Source organism: Neorhizobium galegae bv. orientalis str. HAMBI 540 (assembly GCF_000731315.1).
Lineage (GTDB): Bacteria > Pseudomonadota > Alphaproteobacteria > Rhizobiales > Rhizobiaceae > Neorhizobium > Neorhizobium galegae.
Genome location: NZ_HG938354.1, coordinates 1,606,442 through 1,632,389, shown reverse-complemented (window position 1 = coordinate 1,632,389; position 25,948 = coordinate 1,606,442). Strand labels below are relative to the sequence as shown.

Below are 25,948 nucleotides of genomic sequence, written 5' to 3'. Positions count from 1 at the left end.
ATCACTTCAGAAGACCGAGGGCCTTCAGCTGTTCGGCCACCTGTTCGGCGCCATAGATCGTCCGCACGGTCGGGTTCATGGCCTGACCGTCCATCACCACCATTGCCTTGTTCTTGACGGCGGTGATCTGGCTGACGGCGGGGTCGGTGGTCAGGAACTTGATCTTGGCTTCCGGCTTGTCGAGTTCCCAGCGGTTACGGTCCAGGTTGGCGACGACGATCACGTCCGGATTGGCGGCGATGATGCTTTCCCAGCCGAGCGTCGGCCATTCGGCTTCGGCGGTGACGGCGTTCTTACCCCCGAGAAGGTCGGCGATGAAGCCCGATGCGCCGTTCTTGCCTCCCAGATAGGCGTCGGATGAGGGGGACTGGCTTGAGAACCAGAAGACATAGGAAAGCTGCTTGCCATCCTTTGCCACGCTCGCACGCAATGCCGCTTCACGCTTCTTGAAGTCCGCGATCAGCGCTTGGCCGCGCTCAGAGACATCGAAAATCTGCGAAAGCTCGTCGATCTCCTTGTAGAGCAGATCCATGTTCCACAGTTGCGCGCGGCTGCCGTACTGGTCCTTGACCTCCTTGGTGCTGAGGCAGGTGCTGGGCGAGAGATAGGTCGGGACACCGACCTTGTCGAAGTCCTCACGCTTGGCGACCTTGCTGGTTGGGCCGAGCAGGCTTGGCAAAGCAGCCGCTACGAAATCCGGGTTCTCCGCCAGGATCGATTCGAAAGTCGGGAATTCGACGCTGAGAAGCTTGACCTTCGCATTGGCCTCGGCAAGCTGCGGCAACACCTTGCTCGGCCAGAAGGCAGTACCGGCCATCTTGTCCTGAAGACCGAGCAGCAGCAGGATCTCTGCGCTGTTCTGACCAAGCCCGACCGCCCGCTCGGGAGCCTTCTGAAAACTGACCTGCACGCCGCAGTTTTCGAGGGTCAGCGGGTATTTCGTCGATGCGAATGCCGAAGAAACGGTCAAACTGGATGCTGCAGCGATCAGCAGCGCGGTCAAGGTGGATTTTAGCATGAGCATGGCAGGTCCTGGTTCAAGTCTGCCATGGCGAATAGCCGTTCTTGCCTGCTATAACAAGATAAGCGCAGTCACCTTTGATGTCGCAAGCTATATCCGGCCAAAGGCGCATCGTCGGCCAGCGTTGCAGATATTGGCCGCAGCTGAACAGGCGTCGTCAGATCAGGTTGCGCCGTTTTGCCTTTATCAGTGCCGCCAGTTCGTCACCGCTGATGATCGGTTCGGGGATCTGCCCGCAATGCACGAAGACCTCGATGGCCGGGAGCTCGCCGATATTCTTCTTGCAATATGCCAGGGCCTTTTCCAACGAGACGAAGGTCTGGCTTGGGACGTCTTCTGACCAGCAATGGACCGTGGCGGGCACACGCGCATTTCCCGGAATTCGGTCGGGCATTTTCGGGTTTCCTCGGCGTCTCGTTCTGATGCGAATTTTGGTCACAATTATCATATGACAAGAATATGCGATGGCTTTGCTGGTTGGGTGGTTATCGATCTCAAAGCCGGAACGGAGCAATTTGAACGGTCGGCTCCTGATGAATATCTAAAATGAAGGCGCAAGGCCCAATCAGGCGGCGACCTCGCCTTGTTTCATGGTTCGTCACTTCGTCTGATCGATGGTGTGTGGAGACGGCTGTGTTTGCGGACCTGTCGGCTGGCCGGGGGTCAGGAGAAAGAAATAGACAGCACCTATGACAAGCGCCGCAACAAGGATCGTGGCGACGAATTTCATCATGTTGTTGCCGGCTTTTCTGGACGTGTCGTTCATGGAGGCTCCAACAGGGGCGTCGGTATATAGTTCCTTCGCCTGCTGCCGCACAACGAGAAGGGATAACGCTACAGCACCACCCCGTTCGACCTCGGTCGACGGCTTCTTGGAGCAAACCGAAGTTCAGATCGCTGCCGCAAGCAAGATGCTGGCTGCGATCAAACAGGCGAGGGCCGCGTTGAGCCCAATGTAGAAGACCAGTTCGTGCTGGTGGTCGGGTTTGCGGTGCATCTCAATCTCCTCCTGCACGCCCGAACCAGCCCCTGCACTGAAAGTTCCGATCTGGCTTGGCCACGCGGCTGGAAAAGGCGGCGCGCACGAATGAGAGAAAACGCGCCGCTAGTCTCCGGCTGCGCCAAGCCCGAGCGGGCCGTTGATCCTGTTCAAGGCCTCTCCCAGGGATTTGACCGCTTCCATCGTCAAGGCCTGCGCCGACATCAGCATCGCAAGATCCGCCTCCTTCCCCTGGTGGGACAGCGCGAGGGCGCGTTTCTGCAGGTTCTGGCTCATTGCACTGAGCTGCGCAAAAGTATCTTCGTCCATCTTCATCCTCCGAAGTCTGCGCGGTTCAAAGCTTCAAGCCGCCATTCGGTTCCAATCGGTGAGCGGCGGACCAAACATGCGGGGATCATCCGCTTGCCGCCTGTGGCGCCGGCTCCCGCTGTTTCGTGGGAGCCGCTCCGTCGATTTCCAAGTCACTGCTGCGGCAAAACAACATTGCTGTCAGTGGTGCTTTTGACCGGCTTCTGCCCCGGGACGTGGGACATGCTGTGCGTCTTGCTTTGTAGCTCATCACCCTTAACCCGAGTCTTCGTCTGTGATTTGCTGAAGGTGCCCTGGTCCATGGCCTGCGCCTTCGACTGCGCCTTCAACTGGTTCGGGTTCTCGTTGATCTTGGTCTGGCTTCGGGCTTTGCCGTCTGCCGTCGCCGCGCTGCCACCGGAGCCGATTGAGGATGTCGTGCCGCTGTCGGTCCGACAGGCTCCCGCAGTGCCGAGCGTACTTGCCGAAGTGCCGCCTGCAGCGGCGCTGCCGCCGGAGCCGACCGTGCCGGCAGAGTTGCAGTCCTGTGCAAGCACCGGTGTGGTGGCGACCGAGGCGATCAGTGCCAGGCACGCCAGTGAGAGTTTCTTCGACATGTCTATCTCCTTCATTTCTGAGGTTTGGTGACGTCGCAGGTGCCGTCCGACCGACGGGTGATAACGGTTCCATCGGGTCTGGTGACGCTTGCCGTCGAAAAAGCCTGATTGCCGGCCGTACCGGTTGTGACGGACGAACCGGCGCTGGACGAAGCCGAGCCACCGCCCGAATTCATCGTCGTTGTCTTGCCGTCGATTGTCGTCGAGGACGAAACGCTGCCGCCGCCGGCGGTGACCGATGTCGATGTCCCATTGCCGGTTGAGCCCGTGCTTTCGATGACGGTGCAGGTGGTGCCGTCGTCAAGCTTGATGGTTTCGGTGGCAAAGGCCGAGATCGCGATAAAGGTCGTCAGGATCAGCGGCAGCGCGAATGTTCCCTTATATACGATTGATGCCGAGGTCATTTCGGCTCTCCTATTGATAGGGCGAAGGCGGAATCCGCCTTCGCCCGATGGATGGGACTAGCAGGAAGCGCCGTCTTTTTTGGCCTGGCCCGGAGGACATGCCTTCTTGCCCTGTCCGTGTTCCAGGCCGGCTGCGCCTGCCGAACTGCCGCCGGTTCCGACGGAGCCGGTCGACGTGCCATCCTTGGCCGACGTACCGCCGGTGCCGAGCGTCGAAGCGGAACCCGAACCGCTACCCGACCCGGCCGCAGATCCGCCGGTGCCGACCGAGCTGCTGGACTGGCCATCGCCTGCGGACGTACCACCGGTGCCGAGTGTCGACGCCGAGCCGGCGCCGGAGCCGGCCGCCGAACCGCCGGTGCCAACCGAACTGCTGGACTGGCCGCCGCCTGCGGAAGACCCGCCGGTGCCCAGGGTCGAGGCGGAACCAGAGTTGCAGTTGGTGGTGCCCGGCGCACAATTCGTTCCTCCGGCAGAACTGCCGCCGGTGCCAACCGTGCTGCTGGACGTTCCGCCGCCGGCGCTCGTTCCTCCGGTTCCGACGGTGCTGCTGGTCTGGGCGAATGCGGACAGGGTTGTGCCCGCGAGAAGGGCCGCGGCAAAGGCCGCGCGTGTGATCATGTTCATGTTTTTATCTCCTTGAGTTTCCACATGCTTCCGACCGCGACCGCGTTTCCGAAGCTGTGGAGAAAACTGGCTTCCGACGGCGCATGTTCCCGCCTTGGGGCTTCAGTCCCATTCGGGCTTGGACCTTGGACCATTGGCGCCATCGACCAAGGTCCGGTGCGACGAGGAAAAGGTCGCGAACGCGGAACTTGGGCCGCAATCGCGGCGTTCACGGCGGTTTCAAAAGGAGGTTCAGATGGAAGAGAGCGTCTATCAGGCGCGTTGGCTGCTGATCATCATGGCTTTGCTGGTGGTCGGAATGACCACCGTCGGCGCCGCCGCTGGGTGAGCCCAGCCTGAGGGCGGCTGGCGCGGCTGAGCGCTTGCGTGGCGCTTGGATATTGATACGCAAGCGGGCCTTTAACCGTCAGTCTGAGAGACAGGCAGCCGAGCACCGGATCGAAGTACTTCTTACCTAAGGTCTTTGGGAAGGCATGCCGGGTTGCGTGGCCACCCGGCATGCCGGATCGTCACTTTACCGCCAGCGCCTCGTTGATCTTGCCTGCGTCGGCCTCGAGGTTCTTGTAGGTTTCCTCCAGGCTCAATTCGCCAACGATGAGCTGGCTCATGCGCTGGACGATCTGCTGGTAGATCGCCGTCCCGCCCTTCATGCGTTCGAAATCGCGCGCGGCCTGCGGAACGTTCTTTTTGTTGTCCAGAAACACCGCCATCGATGTCTTGGCGTCGTCGCTGGAGATCTTGTATTGCGGGTTCTTGATGTCCGCTCCCGTCAGGATGACATAGCTCTCGGCGATTTCGCGCTGCACCTTCTCGGAGCCGAGAAACTCGATGAACTGTGCTACCGCTTCGGGATGTTCGGTGCGCTTGAAGCCGACGATCGCGGTCGCGCCCGGCATCGCATAGCAACCCGCGTCGCCGCAGGGTGCATTGATGGCCGTCCACTGGAAGGCGTTGCCGATCTTCTTCTGGAAGGGGTTCACCATCCAGTTGCCGGCGAGATAGGTGACGACATTGCCGTTGACGAATTCGTCGCCCATGTTCTTGTACTGCGAGCCGCCGGCCGCCCCCCACATTTCCTTCGGGAAACTGCCGTTCTGGGTCCAGGAATAAAGGTCGGCGATATATTTGCGGGCGCCTGCATCCGGGAAATTGAACTTGCCGTCCTTCACATAGACCGAACCGTAGGAATAGGCACCACCGGAAAAACGGTGGCCCGACCGATCCATGGTGAAGGGGATCTGTGCGCCCGTCGCCTTTGCGACGCGGGCGGAGGCTTCCACGATCTCCTTGAGCGTCGCCTTCGGGCCGGGCAGTGGTTCGCCGGCCTGCTCGAACAGGGTCTTGTTGACGAACGGCAGGTTCAGCGTCTGGGACGCGACGTAGCCGTTGATCGACTTCGGATCGTTGATATTGGGCAGGCGGAGTTGGTTGAGGCTGTCCCCGTGGAGCTTGGCGAAGGCGTCCGGGTCCTTCATGTAGGAGCGCATGTCGAGATAATAGGGCGCGAGCTGCCAATCGGTGATCTTGGCGAGGTCCGGCCCCTTGCCCGCCGCCAGCTGGACCGGCAGTTGCTTCACCACCGCATCATAGCCGGAAGACACGAAATTGACTTTGACGTCGGGATGTGACGCCTCGAACTCCTTGCTCAAGGCGGCCATGCGCTCGACATACCCCTGGTCGTCGTCGGTGAACAGGAAAGTAATGGTCTTGGCATCCGCCATGGCCGCGCCCGAAAGAGCGAAGGCCGAGAATACGAACGCACTTATCCCTGATAGAAGTCTCAGCATTTTTTCATCCTCCCAATGAAAATATTTTCACAATTCGGAAGGTTTCCTTTCGGATTTTCCTTCGAATTTATCCTTTTTGAAGCTTGACAATCCAAACGTCAAGCTGTCTTGTCGCCCTAAATTCGAAACTGCTCACAAAGCTGAAGCGGCAAGTTTCAATTTATGAAATTATTTTCATGACCTGAGGGAGGCAGTCATGGAGCACTCACCTGCAGCCGCAGGTCGTTCGGGCGGTGCCAGCTATCATGTCGCCCCCGGCGAAACCTTCACCGCATGGGTCGTCTCGGATTTGCGCCAGGTGTATTTTCCAGGTGAGCCGGCGCCCGCGGAAGATCGCGTCAATTACCGCTTCATCAACGGCTTCGTCGATGTCGGCGACCTGCCTTGCAGGAAGGCCTTCCAGGTGCAGATGATCGGACGGGAAATCCGTGCCGAGCACGACTGGGAGCCGGCCTCCCTTAACCTGCCCGGGCCGAACCGCCGCGTCGAGTTCACCGGCTTCTGGCACGTGCCCACCCATGTCGGCCGCTGGCTGCGCGGCAGTTTCCGCGCCGAGGCTGCCCGCCAGGTCCCGATGCGGCTCAGAACCTGCGGCGGTGTGCGGATCTGGGTGAATGGCGAGGAACAGGTGCGGTTCGAGCCTTTTCGGCGCAACGTCGAGAGCGAGACCGGGATCGTCCTGAGGCTGAACGCTGGTGACAATGACGTCCTTGTGCTGACCGAAGACCTGGCGGAGCGGGACACGATCTGGTTCTTCGAGCTGGAACTGGCCGATACCCAGCCGCTGGACATCACCCTGCCCACCGCACTGGACCGGCAAGAGGTCCGGCGGCTCGAGCTCCTCGCGCGTGCCATCCGGCCCGCCGCCGACGTTTTCGTCGACCGCCCGCTGGAAATTCTCTTCGACACCCCGCCAGGGGCCGATCTGCCCGTCGGCATCGAGGTCTACAGCCATGGTCATGACCGGGCCGTATTGGCGAAGGTGGACCTGATACTGGGTGCCGGCGAGACACGGCTTGTCGCTCCCGCAATCAAAGGTCTGCCGGACGGATATCACGGCATCAGGCTGAAGATGGGTTCCGGTGCCGCAGCTGTTGTCCGCCATATCGACGCGGCCTTCATGAGCGGCCTCGTCCTGCCGCAAGCCGCGACCACGCTTGCCGAGCGCAAGCAAGAGGCGCTGGCCTTCAGCGCCCGCTTCGGCGCCGAGCGGATCGGCCGCGTGCTTGCCATGGCTGCAACCGGCGAGATCGACCGGGAGGCGATGGACAGGATCATCTCTGCGACGCTCGAGGTCATCGACCGACGGGAGGATTGCTCGGATTTCGTGATGGTGCCGCTCCTCTGGCTCCTCGGCGAATACGAGCATGTCCTGGCACCGGAGACGGCGGCAAACATCCGCGCCTCCGTCGCCGGCTACCGCTACTGGGTGGACGAGCCCGGCAACGACGTCATGTGGTTCTGGAGCGAGAACCATGTCCTGTGCTTCCACACCAGCCAGCTGATCGCCGGCAGGTTGATGCCGGATACCGTATTCTCCGCCTCCGGCAGGACGGGTCGCGAGCAGGCGCAGCTGGCGGAAGGCCGGCTTCGCCGCTGGTTCGACAGCGTCGAGGCGCATGGCCTCGCCGAATGGAATTCCGCAGCCTATTATCCGGTGGATTTCATCGGTCTGCTGGCCCTCGAACGCTGGGGCGGGGACGATATCGCCCCGCGCGCCCGCCATCAGCTGGATCTCATCTTCCGGATGATCGCGCTGCACACGCTGGCGGGCGTTCCCGCCGGGTCGCAGGGGCGCGCCTACGACAAGGAACTGAGGGCCGGGCCTCTCACGGAACTGGCGCCATTCGCCCGCGTGGCATTCGGCAGCGGCTGGCTGAACGGCGGCGTCGCGTCCCTGCCGATGTTCTGCGCCGGCTCCTACACGCCGCCGGCCGACCTGCCGGAGCTTGCCCAGTTGGCGCCCGCACGTTCGATAGAAGCGCGTTATGCGCAGGGGCTTGAAAGCGGCAAGCTCGTGCTCTTCAAGACGGAAGCCTCGCAGCTCTCGACCGTGATCGATCACAAGACGGGCAGGCGGGGCCACCAGCAGCATGTGCTCGATATTCGGCTTGCCGGCCACCCGATGGCGAGGCTCTGGGTCAACCATCCCGGCGAAGACGACCCCTGGGGCACGCAACGCCCGTCCTATTGGGCCGGCAACGGCGTTCTGCCGCGCGTCATCCAATATCGCGACGTGGCCCTGCTGATCGCCGATACCGAAGGCACGCGCCATGCCTGGACCCATGCCTATCTTGGTCGCGACGGCCTCGACGAGGTCGTTCTGGACGGGAACTGGCTCCTGGCCCGCTCGGGCCGGGGCTTTGCGGCACTCTACGCCACGAACGGACTTGAACTCGTGACCGACGGAGCGACCGCCGGGCGCGAGGGGCGCTCCGAGGGTGCGCTCACCGGCTGGGCGGCCGTCGTGGGCGCCGGCGACGAAGCCGCTTTCCGTCGTTTCGTCGAACGTATCCGCGCCACCTCCGTCTCGTTCGACATCGACAGCAAGGTGCTGAGCCTTTCACCGCCGGACCGCGAGACGCTGGCGCTCTCCTATGCCGGCGAATTCACCGTCGGCGGACAGCCGCAACCCTTCATCCACGATCAGCCCGTGCCGATCCTGACCTATGACAGCACGACCGCGGGCGACGACGCCCATCCATTCTATACATAAAGGACATTCCGACCGATGGATTCGATGACCCTCAACAAACCGGCCCTGCAGGAAACGATCGATCAGGTCGCGGTTGCGTTCAGCCGCCTCAAGGGCATCAAGGAAGGCCTTGCCGGGGCGGATGCGGACGGCGGTATCCAGTTCGACGAATGGGACTGGGAAGTCGGCGTCGGCCTCTACGGCTTCCTGCGTCGTGCGCTCGCCGCCGGCGACCGGAACGCCGTCGACGATCTCGTCGCCTGGTACGGCCGGCAAATCGACCGGGGCCTGCCGCCACGGCAGATCAACAGCACGGCACCCATGCTGCCACTCGCCATCCTCATCGATCATGTCGACCGGCCGGATTTCCGCACGCTTGTCGAGGACTGGGCGGACTGGCTCGTCCACCAGCTTCCGAAGACCGAGGACGGTGGCTTTCAGCACGTCGTCAAGGAACGGCTGAACGACGGCGAGCTCTGGGATGATACGCTGTTCATGGCCGCACTGTTTCTGGCACGCGCGGGCGTCGCCTGCGGGCGTCGCGACTGGATCGACGAGGCCGTCTACCAGTTCATGGTGCATGCCCGCTATCTGTCCGATCCGGTCACCGGGCTCTGGTATCACGGCTGGACCTTCAACGGCCGGCACAATTTCGCCAGGGCCTTCTGGGCGCGCGGCAACGCCTGGATCACGGTTGCCATTCCCGAACTGTTCGAACTCGTTCCCGATCTCCAGGAAAAGGACAAGCGTTTCCTGTCGAACGTGCTTGCAAGCCAGGTGCGCTCGCTGAAGCGACTGCAGCGCCCGGACGGCATGTTCCATACGCTACTCGACGATCCGACATCTCCGCTTGAAACATCGGCGACGGCCGGGATCGCCTATGGCATCCTGCGCGGCATCGATGCGGGCATCCTGGATGCCTCCAACCGGGTGCATGCGGAACGCGCGCTCGCGGCCGTGCTCTCACAGGTCGATGACGAGGGCGTCGTCCAGGGCGTTTCGGATGGCACGCCGATGGGGCACGATCTGGATTTCTATCGTCGGATCCCCAACCTACCGACCCCTTATGGGCAGGCGCTGACGATGCTGCTTTTGACGGAAGTCCTGCTCGAGGGCGAGGAGGGCGCATGAACAGGCTCCCGTCCCTTCTTGTCGAACCCGCGCAGGAGGACGAGACGGCGCGTATTCAGGCGGCAATCGACCAGGTGGCAGCCCGAGGTGGCGGCTGCGTGGAACTTGCCGAAGGCATCCACAATACGCGCGGCCTGAGGCTGCAATCCGGCGTCGAGCTTCATCTGGCAAAAGGCGCGATCCTGCGCCCGGCCGCCGTCTATGGAGCTTACGAAGAGACATCGGTTTCGGTTATCGCCGAGAAGTCGAACCGCGCCATGATCGTCGCAAGAAACGCGACAGACATTGCCTTGACCGGCCCAGGACGGATCGAGGCGGGTGGCGAATATTTCATCGCCGGCAACGATGAGGCGATGGGCACCCTTGTTCCGGCGGAATACCGCCCGCGCGTGGTGGTCTTCGAATCCTGCCGCGGCGTCCGGATCGAGCGATTGGAAATCGTCGATTCGCCGATGTGGACGCTGCACCTGGTCAATTGCGACGATGTCTATGTCAGTTGCGTAAAGGTATCGAACAACCGGCGCATGCCGAATACCGACGGCCTCGTGCTCGACGCCTGCCGGCATGTGGTTGTGGAGGACTGCGACATATCGACGGCGGATGACGGCATCTGCCTGAAGACCAGCGCCGGACCGGACGGCCAAGCGATCGGGGAATGCGAAAACGTGCTCGTGCGCCGCTGCCTGGTCGAAAGCAACAGCTGCGCGCTCAAGATTGGCACGGAATCCTACGGCGATTTCACCAATGTCGTCTTCGAGGACTGCCGGGTTCACGATTCAAACCGGGGACTGGGCCTGTTTTCGCGCGACGGCGGGCATATGACCGACATCCGCTTCTCCCGGATTGAGGTCGATTGCCACGAGACGCTCGATGGCTTCTGGGGATCGGGCGAAGCGCTGACGGTGACGGTGGTGGATCGCATCCCCACCCGCCGGGCCGGTGCCGTTCGAAATCTCGTTGTCGAGGACCTGCGCGGCCAAATGGACGGGGCGATCGCGCTCGTCTCGACGTCCGCCGCAGGAATCGAGGGCGTCAGGCTTTCGCGGCTACGACTGCGGCAGCGGAAAGGCCCGCTCGGCACCGGACTTCGTTATGATCTGAGGCCGACCAACGCGGATATCGCTCTGAGCGCGGACGCTGCCGGCCGTGCCAACGCATGGACGAAGGGCGCGGACGGACGGGTGGTCGGCCTTGTCGACTATCCGGGTGGCATGCCGGCGCTTTTTACCGCCGGCACGGAGGGAATTTCGATCGAGGAGGCGCATTTCGAGAGACCGCAACCGATACCGGAAGGCTGGAACGTCGAAAGCGTCGTCCATAAAGTGACTGAACCTGACGGGAGCAGGGAATGGGAAATCTGAAACTTACGAATGTCACCAAGGCGTTCGGCGCGCTGACCGTTCTGCACGGCATCGACCTGACGATCGACAACGGCAAGTTCGTCGTGTTCGTCGGGCCGTCAGGATGCGGCAAGTCGACTCTTCTGAGGATCATCGCGGGGCTGGAGGACATCAGCGCCGGCGGCATCGAGATCGGCGGGCGCGACGTCGTCCAGCTTTCGCCGGCGGAGCGGAAGATCGCCATGGTCTTCCAGTCCTATGCGCTCTATCCCCATATGAGCGTGCGCAAGAATCTCGCCTTCGGGCTCGAAAACCTGAAATTCAAGCGCAGTGAAATCGAGACACGGATCGGGGAGGCGGCGCGCATGCTGGCGATCGAGCCCTATCTGGATCGCAAGCCACGGCAACTTTCCGGCGGCCAGCGCCAGCGGGTCGCGATCGGCCGCGCCATCGTGCGCAACCCGGACATCTTCCTCTTCGACGAGCCGCTTTCGAACCTCGACGCGGCGCTGCGCGTGCAGACAAGGGCGGAAATCACCCGGCTGCATCGCCAGCTGAGAACAACGATGATCTACGTTACCCACGACCAGGTCGAGGCGATGACCATGGCCGACGAGATCGTCGTACTCAACGGCGGCCGAATCGAGCAGGTTGGAACGCCGCTCGAACTCTTCGACAATCCGAGGAACCTCTTCGTGGCGGGCTTCCTGGGCTCGCCGCGGATGAACATGCTGAAGGGCCAGGTGACGGCGGCCGGCGAAGCCGGGGTGACGATCGACGCCGGCTACGGCGCTCCGCTCACCGCGTCGATCGACCCCACCGCGGCGAAGATAGGCCAGGCCGTGCTTGTCGGCATACGACCCGCGCATTTTTCGGTCGGCGGCGAAGGACTGCCGTTCGTCGTCCAGTATCACGAAAGCCTTGGGACGGAGACCTATGTCTACGGAACGCTCGAGGGGCGGGAAGAGCCAATCATCGTCCACCAGACCGGCCATTTCGCGCCGCGGTCCGGCGACCTTCTGCGGATCATGCCGCTATCCGGCCGGGTGCACGTCTTCGATCCCGATAGCGGCCTGGCTCTGCCGCAATCCGTTCGCCAACGGAGTGATGTCCATGAGCACGCCTAAGGCGACCGATCTCGGCGGCCGTGCCCTCGACCTCGTCATGGGCATCGTCGAGGCGCCGATCAACGGGTTTGAGCGGCTGATGGGCAGGAAGCGGATGCCCTATCTGTTCCTCGCGCCGAACCTCATCCTTTTCGGCATCTTCACCTTCCTGCCCATCGCCATTGCGGTTGGTTACGCCTTTACCGGCGGCACCGGCCTTTTCGTGTCGGAGCGGCCTTTCGTCGGCTTCGACAATTTCCGTCAGCTCCTGCAGTGCGAGGACTACCTTCGTCCGGGGAGCTGCCGCGAATCCCTGTTCTGGACGGCGGTCTGGAACACGCTCTGGTTCGTCGGCTTCAACGTTGCCGCAACCCTGCTCGTGGCATTGGTGACGGCTCTCATCCTCAACCGGGCGATCGCCGCGCGCGGTTTCTTCCGGGCCATGTTCTTTTATCCCGTCCTGCTGTCGCCGGTCGTCATCGGCCTGATCTGGAAGTGGTTCCTGGACCGCAACGGCCTGCTCAACGCCTTCCTGCAAATGCTCGGCGTCCCGCCGGAAATCTTCCTGCTGGACGTCGGCTGGTCGCGCTTCTTCGTGGTGGTGGTTTCCGTCTGGTTTCACATGGGCTTTTATACGCTGATCCTTCTCGCCGGCCTGCAGGCCATTCCGAAGGATCTCTATGAAGCCGCCTCGATCGACGCAGCCTCGCCCCGGCGCACGCTTTTGCGGATCACGCTTCCGCTTCTCGGGCCGAACCTGCTCGTCGTGCTGATCCTCCTGATGATCCGCTCGGTCCAGATCTTCGACGAAGCCTGGGTGCTGACCAATGGCGGCGGGCCCGGCACCGCAAACAGCTTCATCGTGCAGTACATCTACCAGATGGCCTTCGGCAGCGACCTGCGCCTTTTCGGCCTCGCCTCGGCGGCCTCGGTGCTGATGGGCCTCGTGTTGCTGGCCCTGACGCTCATACAATTGCGGCTTGGCCGCAAGATGGAGTCCTGACCATGACGCAAGGCCTCTCACCCATCGCCTTCCTGACCCGCACTCGCCGGCCGGGGCGGATCGGCGTCACCGATATTCTTTCCTGGGCCTGGCTGATCCTGGGCACGCTTGCCGTGCTCATTCCGGTGGTCTGGGCGGGCCTATCCTCGTTCAAGCCGGCCGCCGAGATCACCCGCTTTCCGCCGACGCTGCTGCCGCGTGCGGCGGTTCAGCAGACCGTACCGGGCTTCGACGCCCCGCTCAGCCTCTGGACCGTTGATGTCGACGGTCAGCGGCGCGAGATGGCGATGGTCCGGCGCATCGGGCTGAAAGCCCAGATGGTCGATCCGAGCAATCCCGGACCGCCGGTGAGCGTCGACGTCAAAAACATTTCACCGGTCCAGCGGCTTACGATCGCGACCGAGAACTATACCGATCCGCTCACCAGGTTCGACTTCCTCACCTTTCTGAAGAATTCGGTCTTCGTCACCTTCGTCGCAACACTGTTGACGCTCGTCGTCAACGCGCTTGCGGCTTTCGCGCTGTCGAAATACCGGTTCCGGGGCGAGAAGGCGATCTTCGTGCTGATCATCTCGACGCTGATGATCCCCCTGACGGTGGTCATGGTGCCGGCCTATCTGGTCGTCGTCGGCGTCGGCCTGGTGGACAGTCTCTGGGGCATCATCATTCCGACCGTTGCCTCGCCGACCGGCGTTTTCTTGCTGCGCCAGTACATGCTTACCATTCCCGACGAACTCATCGAGGCGGCCCGCGTCGACGCGGCAAGCGAGTTCCGGATCTTCTGGCGCATCGTCCTGCCACTGACGGCGCCGGCGCTTGCGGTGCTGGCGATCTTTTCCGTCCTGTGGCGGTGGAACGACTTCCTCTGGCCGCTGATCGTCTTGAGCAGCCGCGAAAACTTCACCCTGCAGGTCGGGCTCAACGCCTTCCAAGGCGAGTTTTCCGTGCAGTGGAACTACATCCTCGCCATGACCTTCCTGAGCCTGGCGCCGGTCACGGTCGTTTTCTTGTTCCTGCAGAAATACATCACGACCGGCATTGCCGGCACCGGAATGAAGTGAGGTTCACCTGCGGGGCGGCGCGACGCTGCCCCGCAGCACCAGCTTGCAGCCGAGCTCCAGCCGGTAGGCCGGCCGCAGCGGGTCGTTGGCGACCAGCCGCTGTTCCAGAAGGCTGATTGCGGCCGCCCCCAGCCGGTCGGTCGGCAACTGGACGGTCGAGAGCGGCGGCGTGCTGAACTCCCCGGGGACGATATCGTCGAAGCCGAGCACGGACATTTCTTCCGGCACGCGCATGTCGAATGCCGCCAGCGCCCTCAGGCAGCCGAGCGCCAGGTTGTCGGCGGCGCAGAAGATCGCGGTTGCGCCGCGCAGGCTGCTATCTTCGGACAGCAATTGGCGGATCGCCTGCTCGCCCTGGTGAGGCTCATATCCCTCCGCCTCGACGATCATCTCCGGCGATACGGCAAGGCCGGCCGCAAGATGCGCATCGGCGTAGCCGTCATACCGGCGGCGGATCGTGGTCCTGCCCTTCCAGGTCAGGTGCAGGATGCGGCGATGGCCGAGCGAAAGCAGGTGCTCTGTTCCCTGGCGGGCGCCGAAGCGGTTTTCACCGGTGACCGTATCGACCAGCATCGAAGGATCCTCGCCGTTCAGGATGACGAGCGGCGTCCGCCCGGCGGCAATGGCGCGAATCAGTTCCGGCCGGTCGTCGTTGAGGATAACGATGCCGTCGACATTTTCGGCCTGCGCCAGCCGGCGCACCTCGCTGCCGTCGATCCGGCTGCCGGCGCTGACGAAAGGGACGATACGGATGCTGAGGCGCTCGCATTCCTGGCGCAGGCTGTTGAGCATCGTCCAGCTGACGAGATTGACATCGCTGTGAGGCGCCGCATCGCTGGTGATCGCCAGGAGGATCGTGCGAAGCGTGGCGATCGTCGCCCGGCTTCGACGCTTTTCCAGATATCCCAGCCTTTGCGCGGAATTAAGGACCCGCTCCCGAACTTCCATGGATATCGGCGCGGTTCCGTTGAGAACATGGGACGCGGTACTGAGCGAAACACCGGCATCCAGAGCCACATCTTTCAAGCCTATCTTGGCTTTCAATAGAATTTCTTTCGATTTAAGCCGGGTTTTTGAAGCGCCGACGCGAGCAAACAATATCCCACACTGTTCGTGCAGGTCATTTGGATATCTACGCGCATGATCCGTCGCCGAAGCGATGCTTCATCCCCCGATGCGGTGAACTTCGTCCATCATGCATGCTCACGTGGCTCCAACGCAAGACGATCTTGACGCGGCCTTCCGCCGAAAAGCCGCGTCGGGGGTGTTGTGGAAGCGCTCCGTCTCCACCCCCAAGCTCCGGTCTTCTATAGGTGGCTTGGAAATTCCAAGAGCTGCTGGTCGACGTTTCTGAAAGCCTGCCGAAGCGGTTGCGGCAATGCGCCGACGACGTCGCGGAACAACAAGCACAGGATTGCGGTGTCACGGTTGCCGAGAGGGCGGAAGGGGCGGCGTGCAGCCTTCGGCCTTCATTCGCTTCTGTGGAAACCTCGGCTTTTCCGAAACCCAGCGATAATGGGCGCCAGGGATGGCGATCGCGGCAGCTATCCCGAAATTGTCGATGCTCTCGCGGAGCACGGCGCACAACGGAAGAAGGACGCCCATGCTCTCTATCGGCGCGTGGTCTTCAACGTGCTGATCTCCAATGTCGATGATCATTTGCGCAATCACGGATTCCTTTTGGCTGGGCAAGGCCGGGTGGACATTGTCGCCGGCCTACGATCTCAATCCCGTTCCGACCGACCTCAAGGCGCGGGTGTTGACCACCAACATCGACCTTGATGAAGGCACCTGCTCGCTTGATCTTCTGGAAGCTGCATCCGAATATTTTGCGCTCACGCTGAGCCAGGCGCGCGTTATCATCAAAGAGGTCGCGGGGGTGACCGCAACCTGGCGTGATACTGCCAAGGCAGTCGGAGCGCGAGGCAGCGAAATCAATCGCATGGGCAGCGCCTTTGAGCATGACGATCTTAAGCGAGCGCTGGTCCTATAACGCGGATAGTACTCTGGATCTTCCACGATCACCCGCCAGAAGTCAGCTAGCAAGCCGCGGCTTTGGGCTTCGCCGCCGCGTTGATCGCAGCCACCTCCGGCCTCTTTGAAGCAAACCGAGTTGGGTGACCTGCTCGTAAATGGAACGTCCCAGGTGTTGCAGGATGGTTCTCCTGCACGGTCCCAAGCCTTCAGCTGTCCCGGGACCTGATCGGCCACCGACTTGGAGGTCGACGGCGAATATGGTGACCGCATCGCGTGGAAGCGTTGAATGTTCGGCACTTTTTTCTTCCGTCTCCGCCACGCTGCTTTATCTGATGACAGCAAATGAATATACTACAGGCTCCAACGCTGCCTTTCAAAGCCAGAGCAACCGCGATGATCGCAACCTATATCGACGAATTCATCATGTTTTGCGCCGGGCTGTGGATGACGTCCCTGGGCTTTGGCTATCTGTCCTGGTCACGGGACTCGGCGCGCAAGTTGCTTGTGGTTCGTCACTTCAGGTGGCTGTGTCCCTTACTGCTCGCCATCGCCACTATCCTGGCCGCTGCATCGTGAGCTCGTCATCAGAAGCAGCGAGCGCGGGTTGAATTTGACCATGAGTAATATGTTGTCCTGCACGTCTTGCGGATTGGAGGCAACAGAAGCGGTCGTTCACGGCGGCTCCTATATTCTGGGGTGCGCTGCCTGCGGAGAAACAATCGTCGCGACATCGTTCATGGCAATGCTGGAGTCGGATCACGAATGTTCGGCCTTCATCGATCCGGGTCCGGGAAAACACCCGCCGCCGGAGACATAATGTGCGCCGGCACGGCTTTTGAATATAGAAATCCCTAGCCTAGCCGACATCCCCGCTTCTTAAGAAGGTCTGCTTGTTGACGCGTCTCGACGCCTTCCGCAACGACGCTGATGCCCATTCGGCAGGGATGCACTTCCTAGGCCCGCTCAACCTGCTTCTCGACCTGACCGGATTGATATGCCCGATCCGCCGCCAGCAGTTTCTGCGAGGCTGCCGTTATGGCGGAGAGCACCTTGGCATCGGTGATATTCTCCAGGAACGGCAGTATCGGGCCGGTATCCGCAATGCCGGCGGTCGCGACCGCTTCATGCAGGACGCGGAGCGGCGATACGCCGTCGCGCAGGTCTTCCAGCCCCATGAAGAAGGCCCGCAGCCGTTCCGCCTCGGCGACATTGCCGGCCTTCAGTGCTTTCAGGATACCGGTGGACATGGCGGGTGCGACGCAGACGGAGCCGGAAGTGAAGCCCTGCAGACCGAAATCCATCAGGTGGCTGATCGCCGGCCGCTCGCCGATGCCGGAGATGATGATCTTGCGATCGACCTTCTGGACGAGCTCGGAGAGGTAGATATCTTCCTTCGGGTTCTGCCGGACGACCGCGTATTTGATCGTGCAGATCGCTCCATCCGTAACGACGGCCGCGAGATCGGCCGCCGAAATGTAGTCGAGCGATTTCACATAGGCGATGATCGGCCGCCCGTAGGCGTCGGCGATGCGGCGAAGGCCGGTTGCGACGCCGGCCGAAGTCACCGGAAAATTCAGGGGCAGGACCATCGCAGTCGGCAGGTCGTGGTCCTTGAGAATTGCGATCTGGTCCAGCGACTTGCCGTAGTCCGGACCGACCGAAGGGATAAGCCAGGTGCCGGAGGGGGCGATCTCCTTCAGCATGTCGACCATCTCCGCGAATTCGCGGACGGAGATGTTGTAGAGGTTGGCGTTGCCGCCATAAAGCGCTGTCGTCACGCCGCCTTGCGCCAGATGCGCCAGAATCTGGCGGTTGCCTTCGCGGTCGAGCGTGTAGTCGGCCTTGCGTGCCAGGGGCGGCACGGAGAGCACCGATTTCGCAAGCATTTCGGGTGTCACGGAAAAATTGGGCATGGCTTCAGGCTCCCGGTTCAGGGGTGAGTGGAAAAATCGTCGAGGAACGGTCTTGCCCAGCGCCCCGGCGCTGGACGCCCGTTGGAATCAGGCCGAGTTCATGACCTCGACCGGGCGCATTTCCTGCTTGCCGTAAGCGCGGCTGGCGGAAAGAAGCCGTTGGGAATATGGGTGCTGGACATGGCCCGAGCGGATCTGCTCGATGCCGGTTTCCTCGACGACCTCGCCGCCGTTCATGATCGCGACGCGGCTGCAGAGATGCGCAATGACGGCCATGTCGTGGCTCACCAGCAGGTAGGTCAACCCGCGTTCCTTCTGCAGGTCGGCGAGCAGATTGAGGATTTCCGCCTGCACGGAAACGTCGAGCGCCGAGGTCGGCTCGTCGAGCAACAGAACAGGCGGGTCGAGGATCAATGCGCGGGCGATCGCGACGCGCTGCCGCTGGCCGCCGGAAAGCTGATGCGGGAACCGATAGCCCAGGCCGGGATCGAGACCGACTGCTTTCAGCACGTCGGAAACAGCGTTTTCCTTGATCGGCAGGTTCTGATTGCGCAGTGGTTCGATCAACTGCGAGCGAACTGTCTTGCGCGGATGCAGCGAGCCGTAGGGGTCCTGGAAGACCATCTGGACGTCGCGGAAGAAGGCTTTGCTCCGTTCCGGCTCCAGCGGCTTGCCATCCAGCGAAATCCGTCCGCCGTAATTGCGGTTGAGGCCGGAAATCGCGCGGAGCACGGTGGATTTGCCGCAGCCGGATTCGCCGACGAGGCCGAAGGATTTCCCGCGTTCGACGGTGAAGCTGATGCCCTTCACAACGAGCGGCGTGCGCGGGCCAAACCGCACGGTGAGGTTTTCGACGTCGATCATGACGGCACTCCGATCGTGGGTTGCGTCAGCCAGGACGGATCGCGCGTCAGCGTCGGCAGGCGTGCCGGCGGGTTTTCGATGGACGGCAGCGAGGCGAGCAGCCCTTGGGTATAGGGGTGCTGGGCATTATCGAGTTCGGACGCCTTCAGCACTTCGACGACGCGTCCCGCATACATGATCAGCACCCGGTCGCAGAATTTACGGATCAGGTTCAAATCGTGGCTGATGAAGATCAGGCCGAGGTTGCGCCGGGCGATCAGTTCGTCGAGCAGCGCCAGAACGTCGAGGCGCACGGTCACGTCGAGCGCCGACGTGGGTTCGTCGGCGATCAGTACTTCCGGCTCGGCGATCAGCATCATGGCGATCATGATGCGCTGACCCATGCCGCCTGAGACTTCGTGCGGATAGAGCCGGAAGACGCGCTGCGGATCGCGGATCTTTACCGCTTCCAGCATTTCCAGCACCTTCTTCTCAGCGGCCTTCTTGCCGGCTTTCGGATAATGCAGCCGATAGGTCTCGGCGATCTGCTCGCCGACGCGCATGACCGGGTTTAGCGAATATTTCGGGTCCTGCAGGATGAGGCCGATCTGCTTGCCGCGGATATCCATCATCTGCTTTTCACTGGCGGCCAGAATATCGGTGCCTTTGAACGTCATCCGGTCGGCGGTGACCTTTGCGGTCGGCGGCAGGAGCCGCATGATGGCCCGGCCGACGGTCGATTTGCCGGAGCCGGATTCGCCGACGATGCCGAGCTTTTCGCGGCCGAGTTGGAAGCTCACGCCGCGCACAGCTTTCACGAAGCCGTGGGCGAAGGAGATTTCCATATTTCTGACATCGATGAGCGGTTCGGTCATTCGCCACCTCTGGGGTCGAGTACGTCGCGCAGGGCATCGCCGACGAGGTTGAAAGCAAGGCTGACGACTGCGATTGCAATGCCGGGTGCGGCGATAACCCAGGGGCTGTCGAGCATGAACTCGCGGCCGGTGGCGGCCATCGCGCCCCATTCCGGCCATGGCGGCTGGGCGCCAAGGCCGAGGAAGCCGAGGCCGGCGGCGGTCAGGATGATGCCGGCCATGTTGAGCGTCACGCGGACGATGACCGAGGGTACGCACATCGGCAGAATATGGCGCATGATGACGGCGGCCGAGGATGCGCCTTGCAGCCGCACCGCGGCGATATAGTCCATTTGCCTGAGGCTCAGCGTTTCGGCGCGGGCGAGGCGGGCGATCGGCGGCCAGGCAGTCAGCGAGATCGCGATGATCGCATTGGTGATGCCGGGACCGAGAGCTGCCGCAAAGCCGAGCGCCAATACGAGACCGGGGAAGGAGAGGAAGATATCCGTGATGCGCATCAGCACCTCATCGACAATGCCGCCGAAATAACCGGAGCAGGTGCCGATCAAGAGCCCGATCGGTGCGACGATGATCGTCACGAGGATGATGATGTCGAGCGTCGTGCGTGCGCCGTAAATGATGCGGGCGAAGACGTCGCGACCGAAATTGTCGGTTCCGAGAATGTGGTCCCAGGAGGGGGGCGACAGGCGGATCGCCATGTTCTGGGCGATCGGATCGTATTGCGTCAGAAGCGGGGCAGCGGCGGCGGTTATGATGAGGATCAGGATAACCACTAGGCCAACGACGCCGAGCGGATGTTCACGGAATTTCAGCCAGCCCTGGTAGAATTGCTGCAGAGACGCATGCAGCGTACCCTTGGGTTCAGGGGCGAGAAGCCAGCCGCGAATGCCGGGAGGCGTGGGGCGAGATGGGGAAATGGGTATCGCCATATCTATCACCGTGTTCTCGGGTCGAGGATGCGGTAGAGCACATCCGACGTGATGTTGATGATCAGGAAGACGATCCCGATGGTGAGAACCGCACCCATGACAACATTCATGTCGTTCATCTGCAGGCCGCGGGTGAGATACTGGCCGAGCCCCGGCCAGGCAAAGACGGTCTCGATCAGCACCGCGCCTTCAAGCAGGCCGCCGAGCGTCAGCGCTATGATGGTCAGGAGCTGGACGCGGATGTTGCGGAAGGCATGGCGCCAGATCACCTGGCGGGAGGCCAGCCCCTTGGCGCGCGCCGTGATGATGTATTCCTGGCCGAGCTGCTCCAGCATGAAGCTGCGCGACATGCGGCTGATATAGGCGACGGAATAATAACCGAGGATCGAGCCGGGCAGGATGATGTGGCCGAGCGCATTCTGGAAGACGTCCCAATTGCCTTCCATGGCGGAATCGAGCAGCAGAAAGCCGGTCACCGGCGTGACGATACCTTCGTAATAGACATCGACGCGCCCCGATGCGCCGACCCATTGCAGCTTGGCATAGAAGATGAAGAGCGCCATCAGACCCATCCAGAAGGTCGGGATCGAATGGCCTGCAAGACCGACGATACGGGCGACATGGTCGATCGGCTTGCCGCGATGAACCGCAGCCGTGATGCCGAGTGGCACGCCAACGATAGTGCCGACGATCATCGCCACCAGGGTCAGTTCGATCGTCGCCGGAAAGATCGACAGCAGGTCGGTGACGATGGGCTGGCCGGTGATCGCGGAGACGCCGAGATCGCCGGTCAGCACTCTTTTCACATAGCTGAGGAACTGGATGTAGACGGGCTGGTCGAGCCCGAGTTGCTTGAAAACTCGGTCGTAGACTTCCTTGCTGACCTCGGGTCCGGTGATCGCCAGAACCGGATCGGCCGGCAGCAGGCGTCCCATCGAGAAGGTCAGGAAGAGCAGCCCCAGCAGCGTCGTCACCACAGCGACGACGCGACCGATGAAGTGACGGACGGCAAGCTTGATGCCATCATCCGGCATGTCATCGACCGGGCCATTGGTGGCGGGACCAGTCGTGGTCGGTACGGGCGAGTTGTCTCGTGTCGTCATGTCCACGCTGGCCACGTCAATCCTACTCCTTGGTTTTCGTCACGTCGTGCCAACGGGTCGACCAGGTCGTATGTCCCTGATAACCCTTGACATTGGCGCGAATAACATAGGGGTCGGTGCGCTGGAAGAAGACGATCAGCGGCGGGTTCATGCCCTTGTAGATCTCATCAATCTTCTTGAATATTTCCGTGCGCTTGGTCGTATCGCGTTCCTTCATCGACTGATCGACAAGGGTGTTCAGCTCCGGAACCTGCATGGCGGTGCGCCACAGGTAATAGCTGCCGAGACGAGCCTCGTCGCGATTATCCGGGTTGTAGGCATATTGGGTGGCGACCGCGAACGGATCGGGCAGGCGGGCACCGGAATTGCCGAGCAGGATTTCGTATTTGCGCTCGCGGAAGGCTGGTGTGTATTCGCCGGGCACGAGGTTAAGGTCGAAGCCGGCCGCACGGGCGCTTGCCTGCAGGGCTTCGGTGAACGGCAATGTTGCGGCACCCGACGGGTTCAGCACCTTCTTGAGGCCATTCGGATAACCGGCCTGCGCCAGCAAGGCCTTGGCCTTGGCCGGGTCGTAGTCGTAACGGGATGTATTATCGGCCGGTGCGCCGATCATGCCCTTCGGCACGACGGACTGCCACGGGAAGCCGGTATAGCGCATGATATTGCCGGAGATCGCCTTCCAGTCGAAAGCATGCTGGAATGCTTCGCGGACCAGAGGCTTCTGCAGATCGGGGTCTTTCTGGTTCAGCGCGATATAATAGAAGCCGAGACCCGGAACATTGTCGATCACCATCTTCTTGTCGTTCGCCAGCGCATCCAGGTCGCCGCTTGCGAGATACTGGCCGACATCCACGTCGCCGGCCTGCAGCTGAAGGCGCAGGTTGCCGGATTCGGGGATATGCCGGGTGATGACGCGGGCCATGGCCGGGACACCGCCCCAGTATTTCTTGTTGGCTTCGAAGACGGCGATGTCGTTCGGACGCCATTGCGAAAGCGTGAAAGGACCGCTGCCGGCCGAGTTGGCGGCAAGCCAGGCGGCGCCGAAATCGCCGTTCGCCTCATGCGACATGGCGGTCTTCTTATCGACGATGCCAAGCGAGGAGCTGGCGAGCGAATAAAGCACGAGATCGATGCTGACCTGGATCGGCAGCTCGATTTCCAGCGTCTGCGCATCCTTGGCGCGCACCAGCTTTTCGACATTGTCGGCTGTAAAGCCCCAGAGCGCGATATCGGTCGAGCCGACCTGGCCACGCTTGATGACGCGCTGGATCGACCAGGCGGCATCTTCGGCGGTCACCGGATTGCCACTCTGGAACGTGGCGTCGCTGCGCAGCGTGATGGTGATCAGCTTGCCGTCGGCCGAGGCGCTCCACTTGGTCGCGAGCATCGGCTGCAGCTTCTGCAGGTCGTTCTGCGGCAGCTGGACGAGGTTGTCGTAGATATTGGAAATCAGCTCCGAAACCGTGCGGGCGTTGTTGTCTGCCGGGTCCAGAGTACGGATGCCGGTCAGGTTCGTGCCGATCACCAGCATGTTCGGCGGCGATGCGGCGAGCGCTGCGCCCTGCGGGACCGTCAGCGCTGCAGCGACCAAAAATGTCGCCGCCATAAGATGTTTCATCATGTTCAACCTCCCAATTGAAATCTTCGAGCTCTTCAGTTCGTTCTGCTTGCCGTCTTCCGTCTCACGGATAACCGAACGCGCCGTCCGGCTTGACCGGCAGCTTGCGTTCCCAATGCACGTAGCCATCCTTTGCCAGCACCTGTTCGTCGATCTCGACACCCCAGCCGGGACGGTCCGGACGCAGTTGCAGGTATCCGTCCTCCGGAAGGTAGGGGTCCTTGACGTAGGGCGCGTCGAGCGGCAGCCGGTATTCGAGGATCTTGAAGTTAGGGGTCGCTGCGGAGAAATGCAGGTTGACGGCGGTCGCCAGCGGTCCCATCGGGTTATGCGGTGCGATCGGCACATAATGCGCTTCCGCAATCACCGCGATCTTGCGCATCTCGAGAAGCCCGCCGACGACGCAGATATCGGGCTGGACGATATCGCAGCCGCGGGCCGAGAGAAGGTTCAGGAATTCGTAGCGGTTATAGAGGCTTTCGCCGGTCGCCAGCGGGCAGTTAAGCTTCGCCTTCATCTCTGCCCAGGCAGGGATGTGCTCCGGTCGGATAGGCTCCTCGAAGAACATCGGATCGTAAGGGGCCAGAGCATTGCCGAGCTGGATTGCCTGCCAGGGATCGAAGATCTTGGCATGTGCATCGAAAGCGAAGTCGTAATGGGATGGCGCCCGCTCACGGATGGTGCGGAAGAATTCCGCACCCGTTCGGATCACCTCGCCCCAGCGCTCCTTGTGAAAATCCACACGATAGGGATGCATCTTGAATGCCGCGAGGCCGTATTTCTCGTTATGACCGGCGATCACGTCGAGGAAGCCCTCGGCATCCTTGTAATTATGCACGCCGAGATAGACACGCACCTTGTCGCGGACCGCGCCACCGATCAGTTGATAGACCGGCAGATCCACCGCCTTGGCGGAAATATCCCAGAGGCAATGGTCTATCGCCGAGAACGCCGCCAGATGCATCGCGCCGCCCGGAAAGCGCGCCTGCTGCTGCATCTTCAGCATCAGGAATTCGATCCGTCGCGGGTCCTCGCCTTTGATCTGTTCGTAGAAATATTCGAGGATATGCGGCAATGCCTTGTCGGGACCGTGATTGTAGCACTCGCCCCAGCCGGTGATGCCCTCGTCCGTGTCGATTGCCACGATCACACGGGGGCGCTTGTCGTCGTGGCTCATAAAGCTTCGAAGGCCGGTAATGCGCATGGTCGCAATATTCCTCTGTCGAAAAAGGCATGAATGAGCCAGCCGACGCGCTGGCGTGCCGGGCTTGAAGAAATGTACTGTCACCGATGCCTGAAGCGGGCAAAAACTCCCCATTGCCGAAGCTTCGTGGCTTACGGCCCGGGGTGCGACAGAAATGACGTTGAAGTTTGGCTTTGCGACCTCAGCTGCGTTTCCCGCGCCAGCAATGATGGTCGATTCGCGCCGCGTGCTGCATCTGAATATCTCCTCCCTGAGACGCCGAATGCACTTCGACAATTTCGAATACGCTAACACGGTCACCTAAGTTGTCAACTCTCATTTCAAATTTTGTAAAAAAAGCCGCAAAAGAAGTAATTTTTGATGACATCTTTGAAATTGTGCCTATCGATGGATATGCGGGCTCGAGCTATGGTCGGTACTGTCATATCGCGCGCCGGGAGGGCCGCCGGGACGAGAGTTTTGGGAGCTAAGGGGAGACGTTGAATGGCGGAACTGCAATTGACGCCGCCGCGCAAGGAGAGGCTGGCGGACAAACTATACGGCCAGATCCTCGAGCAGATTCTGAATGGCGCCTTCAAGGAAGGCGATCGGCTGCCGGCGGAGAACGATATCTGCTCTGCTTTTTCCGTATCGCGCCCGGTGGTTCGCCAGGCCTTGATCCGGTTGCAGGCTGATGGCCTTGTCTATTCGCGGCGCGGTTCCGGCACATTCGTGCGCGCCGTGCCGCCCTCGGCCATCACCCGCTTCGTACTGCCGTCCAATGTCGCGGGTTATCTGAAGTCCTTCGAGGTTCGTTTCGCGCTGGAGGCTGCGGCAGCGTCGCTGGCGGCGGAGCGCCGCTCCAGCCAGAACCTTCACAATCTCGACGAAGCCAACGAGCTGTTGCGCGAAAAAATCATGAACGGCCAGTCTCCCAGCGAGGCGGATTTCAATTTTCATCGCGAGGTCGCCGTCGCGAGCGGCAACGACCTGTTCGTATCGCTCTTCGAGCACCTGCGCGGAGAGATCAGCGGCTCTATGGGCGTGGCGCTCAACCTGACGAAACTGGGCTCGGACGAGCGACGGATCGCCGTGCTGCGCGAGCACCAGCAGATCGTCGAAGCGATCCGGGCGAGAAACGGGGAGCACGCGGCGCTCTATATGCGCTACCATCTGGTGCGTGCCCGCGAGCGGATTACCGACGCGCAACGCGATCCCTGACGAGGGCGGTATGTTGCCACGACGCCGGCATTGTTGCGGTAGACGGCGTTTTTCTTGGAGCAAACTCGTTGTCGGCCCCTGTCCACACAAGGCAAGGGCTGGCTTTGACGGTTCCGATGGCGGCAACAGGTCGGCACCGTCAAATTTGAACAAGCCATATCCCGATCGGCCGATGCCGTTCATCGATGCTGGCTGTCGTCGTTTCG

The 25,948-nt window shown here is 61.7% G+C and carries 24 protein-coding genes and 2 pseudogenes; 10 read left to right on the top strand and 16 right to left on the bottom strand.

The features are described 5' to 3' along the window. Nucleotide 1: 1 nt before the first annotated feature. The 8 genes from RG540_RS30255 to RG540_RS30225 all read right to left on the bottom strand — a co-directional run bounded on the left by RG540_RS30255 (nucleotide 2) and on the right by RG540_RS30225 (nucleotide 5,744). Nucleotides 2-1,024: an ABC transporter substrate-binding protein gene (locus tag RG540_RS30255; protein ID WP_041366076.1), complete on the bottom strand. Its 1,023-nt coding sequence runs from the start codon at nucleotides 1,022-1,024 to the stop codon at nucleotides 2-4. Between the two features lie 154 nt (nucleotides 1,025-1,178). Further along, on the bottom strand, nucleotides 1,179-1,415 hold the full coding sequence (locus RG540_RS30250) for a hypothetical protein (protein WP_041366075.1): 237 nt from the start codon (nucleotides 1,413-1,415) through the stop codon (nucleotides 1,179-1,181). 204 nt (nucleotides 1,416-1,619) lie between these two features. Next, nucleotides 1,620-1,787, bottom strand: coding sequence for a hypothetical protein (locus RG540_RS32725; RefSeq protein WP_155414583.1), 168 nt, complete (start codon nucleotides 1,785-1,787; stop codon nucleotides 1,620-1,622). Between the two features lie 339 nt (nucleotides 1,788-2,126). After that, entirely contained in the window at nucleotides 2,127-2,330 is a 204-nt protein-coding gene (locus tag RG540_RS30245; RefSeq protein ID WP_041366074.1) for a hypothetical protein, read from the bottom strand. 152 nt (nucleotides 2,331-2,482) lie between these two features. Then, nucleotides 2,483-2,926, bottom strand: a complete 444-nt coding sequence (locus RG540_RS30240) for a hypothetical protein (protein ID WP_155414582.1) — start codon at nucleotides 2,924-2,926, stop codon at nucleotides 2,483-2,485. Between the two features lie 11 nt (nucleotides 2,927-2,937). Further along, complete coding sequence (locus RG540_RS30235; protein WP_051900641.1) at nucleotides 2,938-3,330, bottom strand: hypothetical protein; 393 nt, start codon at nucleotides 3,328-3,330, stop codon at nucleotides 2,938-2,940. Between the two features lie 57 nt (nucleotides 3,331-3,387). Next, nucleotides 3,388-3,957 (bottom strand): hypothetical protein, encoded by a 570-nt coding sequence (locus tag RG540_RS30230; protein WP_041366072.1) that lies wholly within the window; start codon nucleotides 3,955-3,957, stop codon nucleotides 3,388-3,390. 509 nt (nucleotides 3,958-4,466) lie between these two features. After that, the gene (locus tag RG540_RS30225) at nucleotides 4,467-5,744 is read right to left on the bottom strand and encodes an ABC transporter substrate-binding protein (protein ID WP_041366070.1); all 1,278 of its coding nucleotides are present in this window, start codon (nucleotides 5,742-5,744) and stop codon (nucleotides 4,467-4,469) included. Between the two features lie 196 nt (nucleotides 5,745-5,940). On the opposite strand from RG540_RS30225, the gene RG540_RS30220 reads away from it, so the two are divergent. From RG540_RS30220 to RG540_RS30195, 6 genes are read left to right on the top strand one after another with little or no spacing between them, the layout of a single operon-like run. Then, nucleotides 5,941-8,460 (top strand): hypothetical protein, encoded by a 2,520-nt coding sequence (locus RG540_RS30220; protein ID WP_041366068.1) that lies wholly within the window; start codon nucleotides 5,941-5,943, stop codon nucleotides 8,458-8,460. 15 nt (nucleotides 8,461-8,475) lie between these two features. Then, a complete protein-coding gene (bglB, locus tag RG540_RS30215) occupies nucleotides 8,476-9,570 on the top strand; it encodes a beta-galactosidase BglB (RefSeq protein WP_041366066.1) in 1,095 nt (364 codons plus the stop codon). After that, nucleotides 9,567-10,931 (top strand): polygalacturonase PglB, encoded by a 1,365-nt coding sequence (gene pglB, locus RG540_RS30210; protein WP_041366064.1) that lies wholly within the window; start codon nucleotides 9,567-9,569, stop codon nucleotides 10,929-10,931. The genes bglB and pglB overlap by 4 nt, the downstream gene beginning before the upstream one ends. Continuing rightward, a complete protein-coding gene (locus tag RG540_RS30205; protein WP_041366062.1) occupies nucleotides 10,919-12,037 on the top strand; it encodes an ABC transporter ATP-binding protein in 1,119 nt (372 codons plus the stop codon). The genes pglB and RG540_RS30205 overlap by 13 nt, the downstream gene beginning before the upstream one ends. Then, nucleotides 12,024-13,019: a carbohydrate ABC transporter permease gene (locus RG540_RS30200; RefSeq protein WP_041366059.1), complete on the top strand. Its 996-nt coding sequence runs from the start codon at nucleotides 12,024-12,026 to the stop codon at nucleotides 13,017-13,019. Before RG540_RS30205 ends, RG540_RS30200 begins: the two co-directional genes overlap by 14 nt. A 2-nt stretch (nucleotides 13,020-13,021) precedes the next feature. Next, nucleotides 13,022-14,080: a carbohydrate ABC transporter permease gene (locus RG540_RS30195; protein WP_041366057.1), complete on the top strand. Its 1,059-nt coding sequence runs from the start codon at nucleotides 13,022-13,024 to the stop codon at nucleotides 14,078-14,080. Nucleotides 14,081-14,083: 3 nt separating this feature from the next. On the opposite strand, the gene RG540_RS30190 is transcribed toward RG540_RS30195, so the two are convergent. After that, nucleotides 14,084-15,124: a LacI family DNA-binding transcriptional regulator gene (locus RG540_RS30190; RefSeq protein WP_041366055.1), complete on the bottom strand. Its 1,041-nt coding sequence runs from the start codon at nucleotides 15,122-15,124 to the stop codon at nucleotides 14,084-14,086. Nucleotides 15,125-15,589: 465 nt separating this feature from the next. Here RG540_RS30190 and RG540_RS30185 point away from each other — a divergent pair. The 3 genes and pseudogenes from RG540_RS30185 to RG540_RS33410 all read left to right on the top strand — a co-directional run. Continuing rightward, nucleotides 15,590-16,073, top strand: a pseudogene (locus RG540_RS30185) (HipA domain-containing protein); the annotation flags it as partial. Nucleotides 16,074-16,450: 377 nt separating this feature from the next. Then, entirely contained in the window at nucleotides 16,451-16,633 is a 183-nt protein-coding gene (locus tag RG540_RS30180) for a hypothetical protein (RefSeq protein ID WP_041366620.1), read from the top strand. 40 nt (nucleotides 16,634-16,673) lie between these two features. Continuing rightward, nucleotides 16,674-16,871: pseudogene (locus tag RG540_RS33410) on the top strand (hypothetical protein); the annotation flags it as partial. A 139-nt stretch (nucleotides 16,872-17,010) separates the two neighbouring features. On the opposite strand, the gene RG540_RS30170 reads toward RG540_RS33410, so the two are convergent. The 7 genes from RG540_RS30170 to RG540_RS30140 form a co-directional block, all read right to left on the bottom strand. Continuing rightward, the gene (locus RG540_RS30170; protein WP_041366053.1) at nucleotides 17,011-17,970 is read right to left on the bottom strand and encodes a dihydrodipicolinate synthase family protein; all 960 of its coding nucleotides are present in this window, start codon (nucleotides 17,968-17,970) and stop codon (nucleotides 17,011-17,013) included. Nucleotides 17,971-18,057: 87 nt separating this feature from the next. Continuing rightward, nucleotides 18,058-18,834: an ABC transporter ATP-binding protein gene (locus RG540_RS30165; RefSeq protein WP_041366051.1), complete on the bottom strand. Its 777-nt coding sequence runs from the start codon at nucleotides 18,832-18,834 to the stop codon at nucleotides 18,058-18,060. Further along, complete coding sequence (locus RG540_RS30160; RefSeq protein WP_041366049.1) at nucleotides 18,831-19,688, bottom strand: ABC transporter ATP-binding protein; 858 nt, start codon at nucleotides 19,686-19,688, stop codon at nucleotides 18,831-18,833. The genes RG540_RS30165 and RG540_RS30160 overlap by 4 nt, the downstream gene beginning before the upstream one ends. Further along, nucleotides 19,685-20,617 carry an ABC transporter permease gene (locus RG540_RS30155; protein WP_046599183.1) on the bottom strand — a complete coding sequence of 311 codons (933 nt, stop codon included), beginning with the start codon at nucleotides 20,615-20,617 and terminating at the stop codon, nucleotides 19,685-19,687. The genes RG540_RS30160 and RG540_RS30155 overlap by 4 nt, the downstream gene beginning before the upstream one ends. 5 nt (nucleotides 20,618-20,622) lie before the next feature. After that, nucleotides 20,623-21,735 carry an ABC transporter permease gene (locus RG540_RS30150; protein ID WP_041366047.1) on the bottom strand — a complete coding sequence of 371 codons (1,113 nt, stop codon included), beginning with the start codon at nucleotides 21,733-21,735 and terminating at the stop codon, nucleotides 20,623-20,625. A 7-nt stretch (nucleotides 21,736-21,742) separates the two neighbouring features. Continuing rightward, nucleotides 21,743-23,326, bottom strand: a complete 1,584-nt coding sequence (locus RG540_RS30145; RefSeq protein ID WP_244446791.1) for an ABC transporter substrate-binding protein — start codon at nucleotides 23,324-23,326, stop codon at nucleotides 21,743-21,745. 76 nt (nucleotides 23,327-23,402) lie between these two features. Beyond that, entirely contained in the window at nucleotides 23,403-24,542 is a 1,140-nt protein-coding gene (locus RG540_RS30140) for a mandelate racemase/muconate lactonizing enzyme family protein (RefSeq protein ID WP_041366043.1), read from the bottom strand. A 483-nt stretch (nucleotides 24,543-25,025) separates the two neighbouring features. Between RG540_RS30140 and RG540_RS30135 the strand changes: the two genes are divergently transcribed. Continuing rightward, nucleotides 25,026-25,742 (top strand): FadR/GntR family transcriptional regulator, encoded by a 717-nt coding sequence (locus RG540_RS30135; protein WP_040124163.1) that lies wholly within the window; start codon nucleotides 25,026-25,028, stop codon nucleotides 25,740-25,742. Nucleotides 25,743-25,948: the final 206 nt, after the last annotated feature.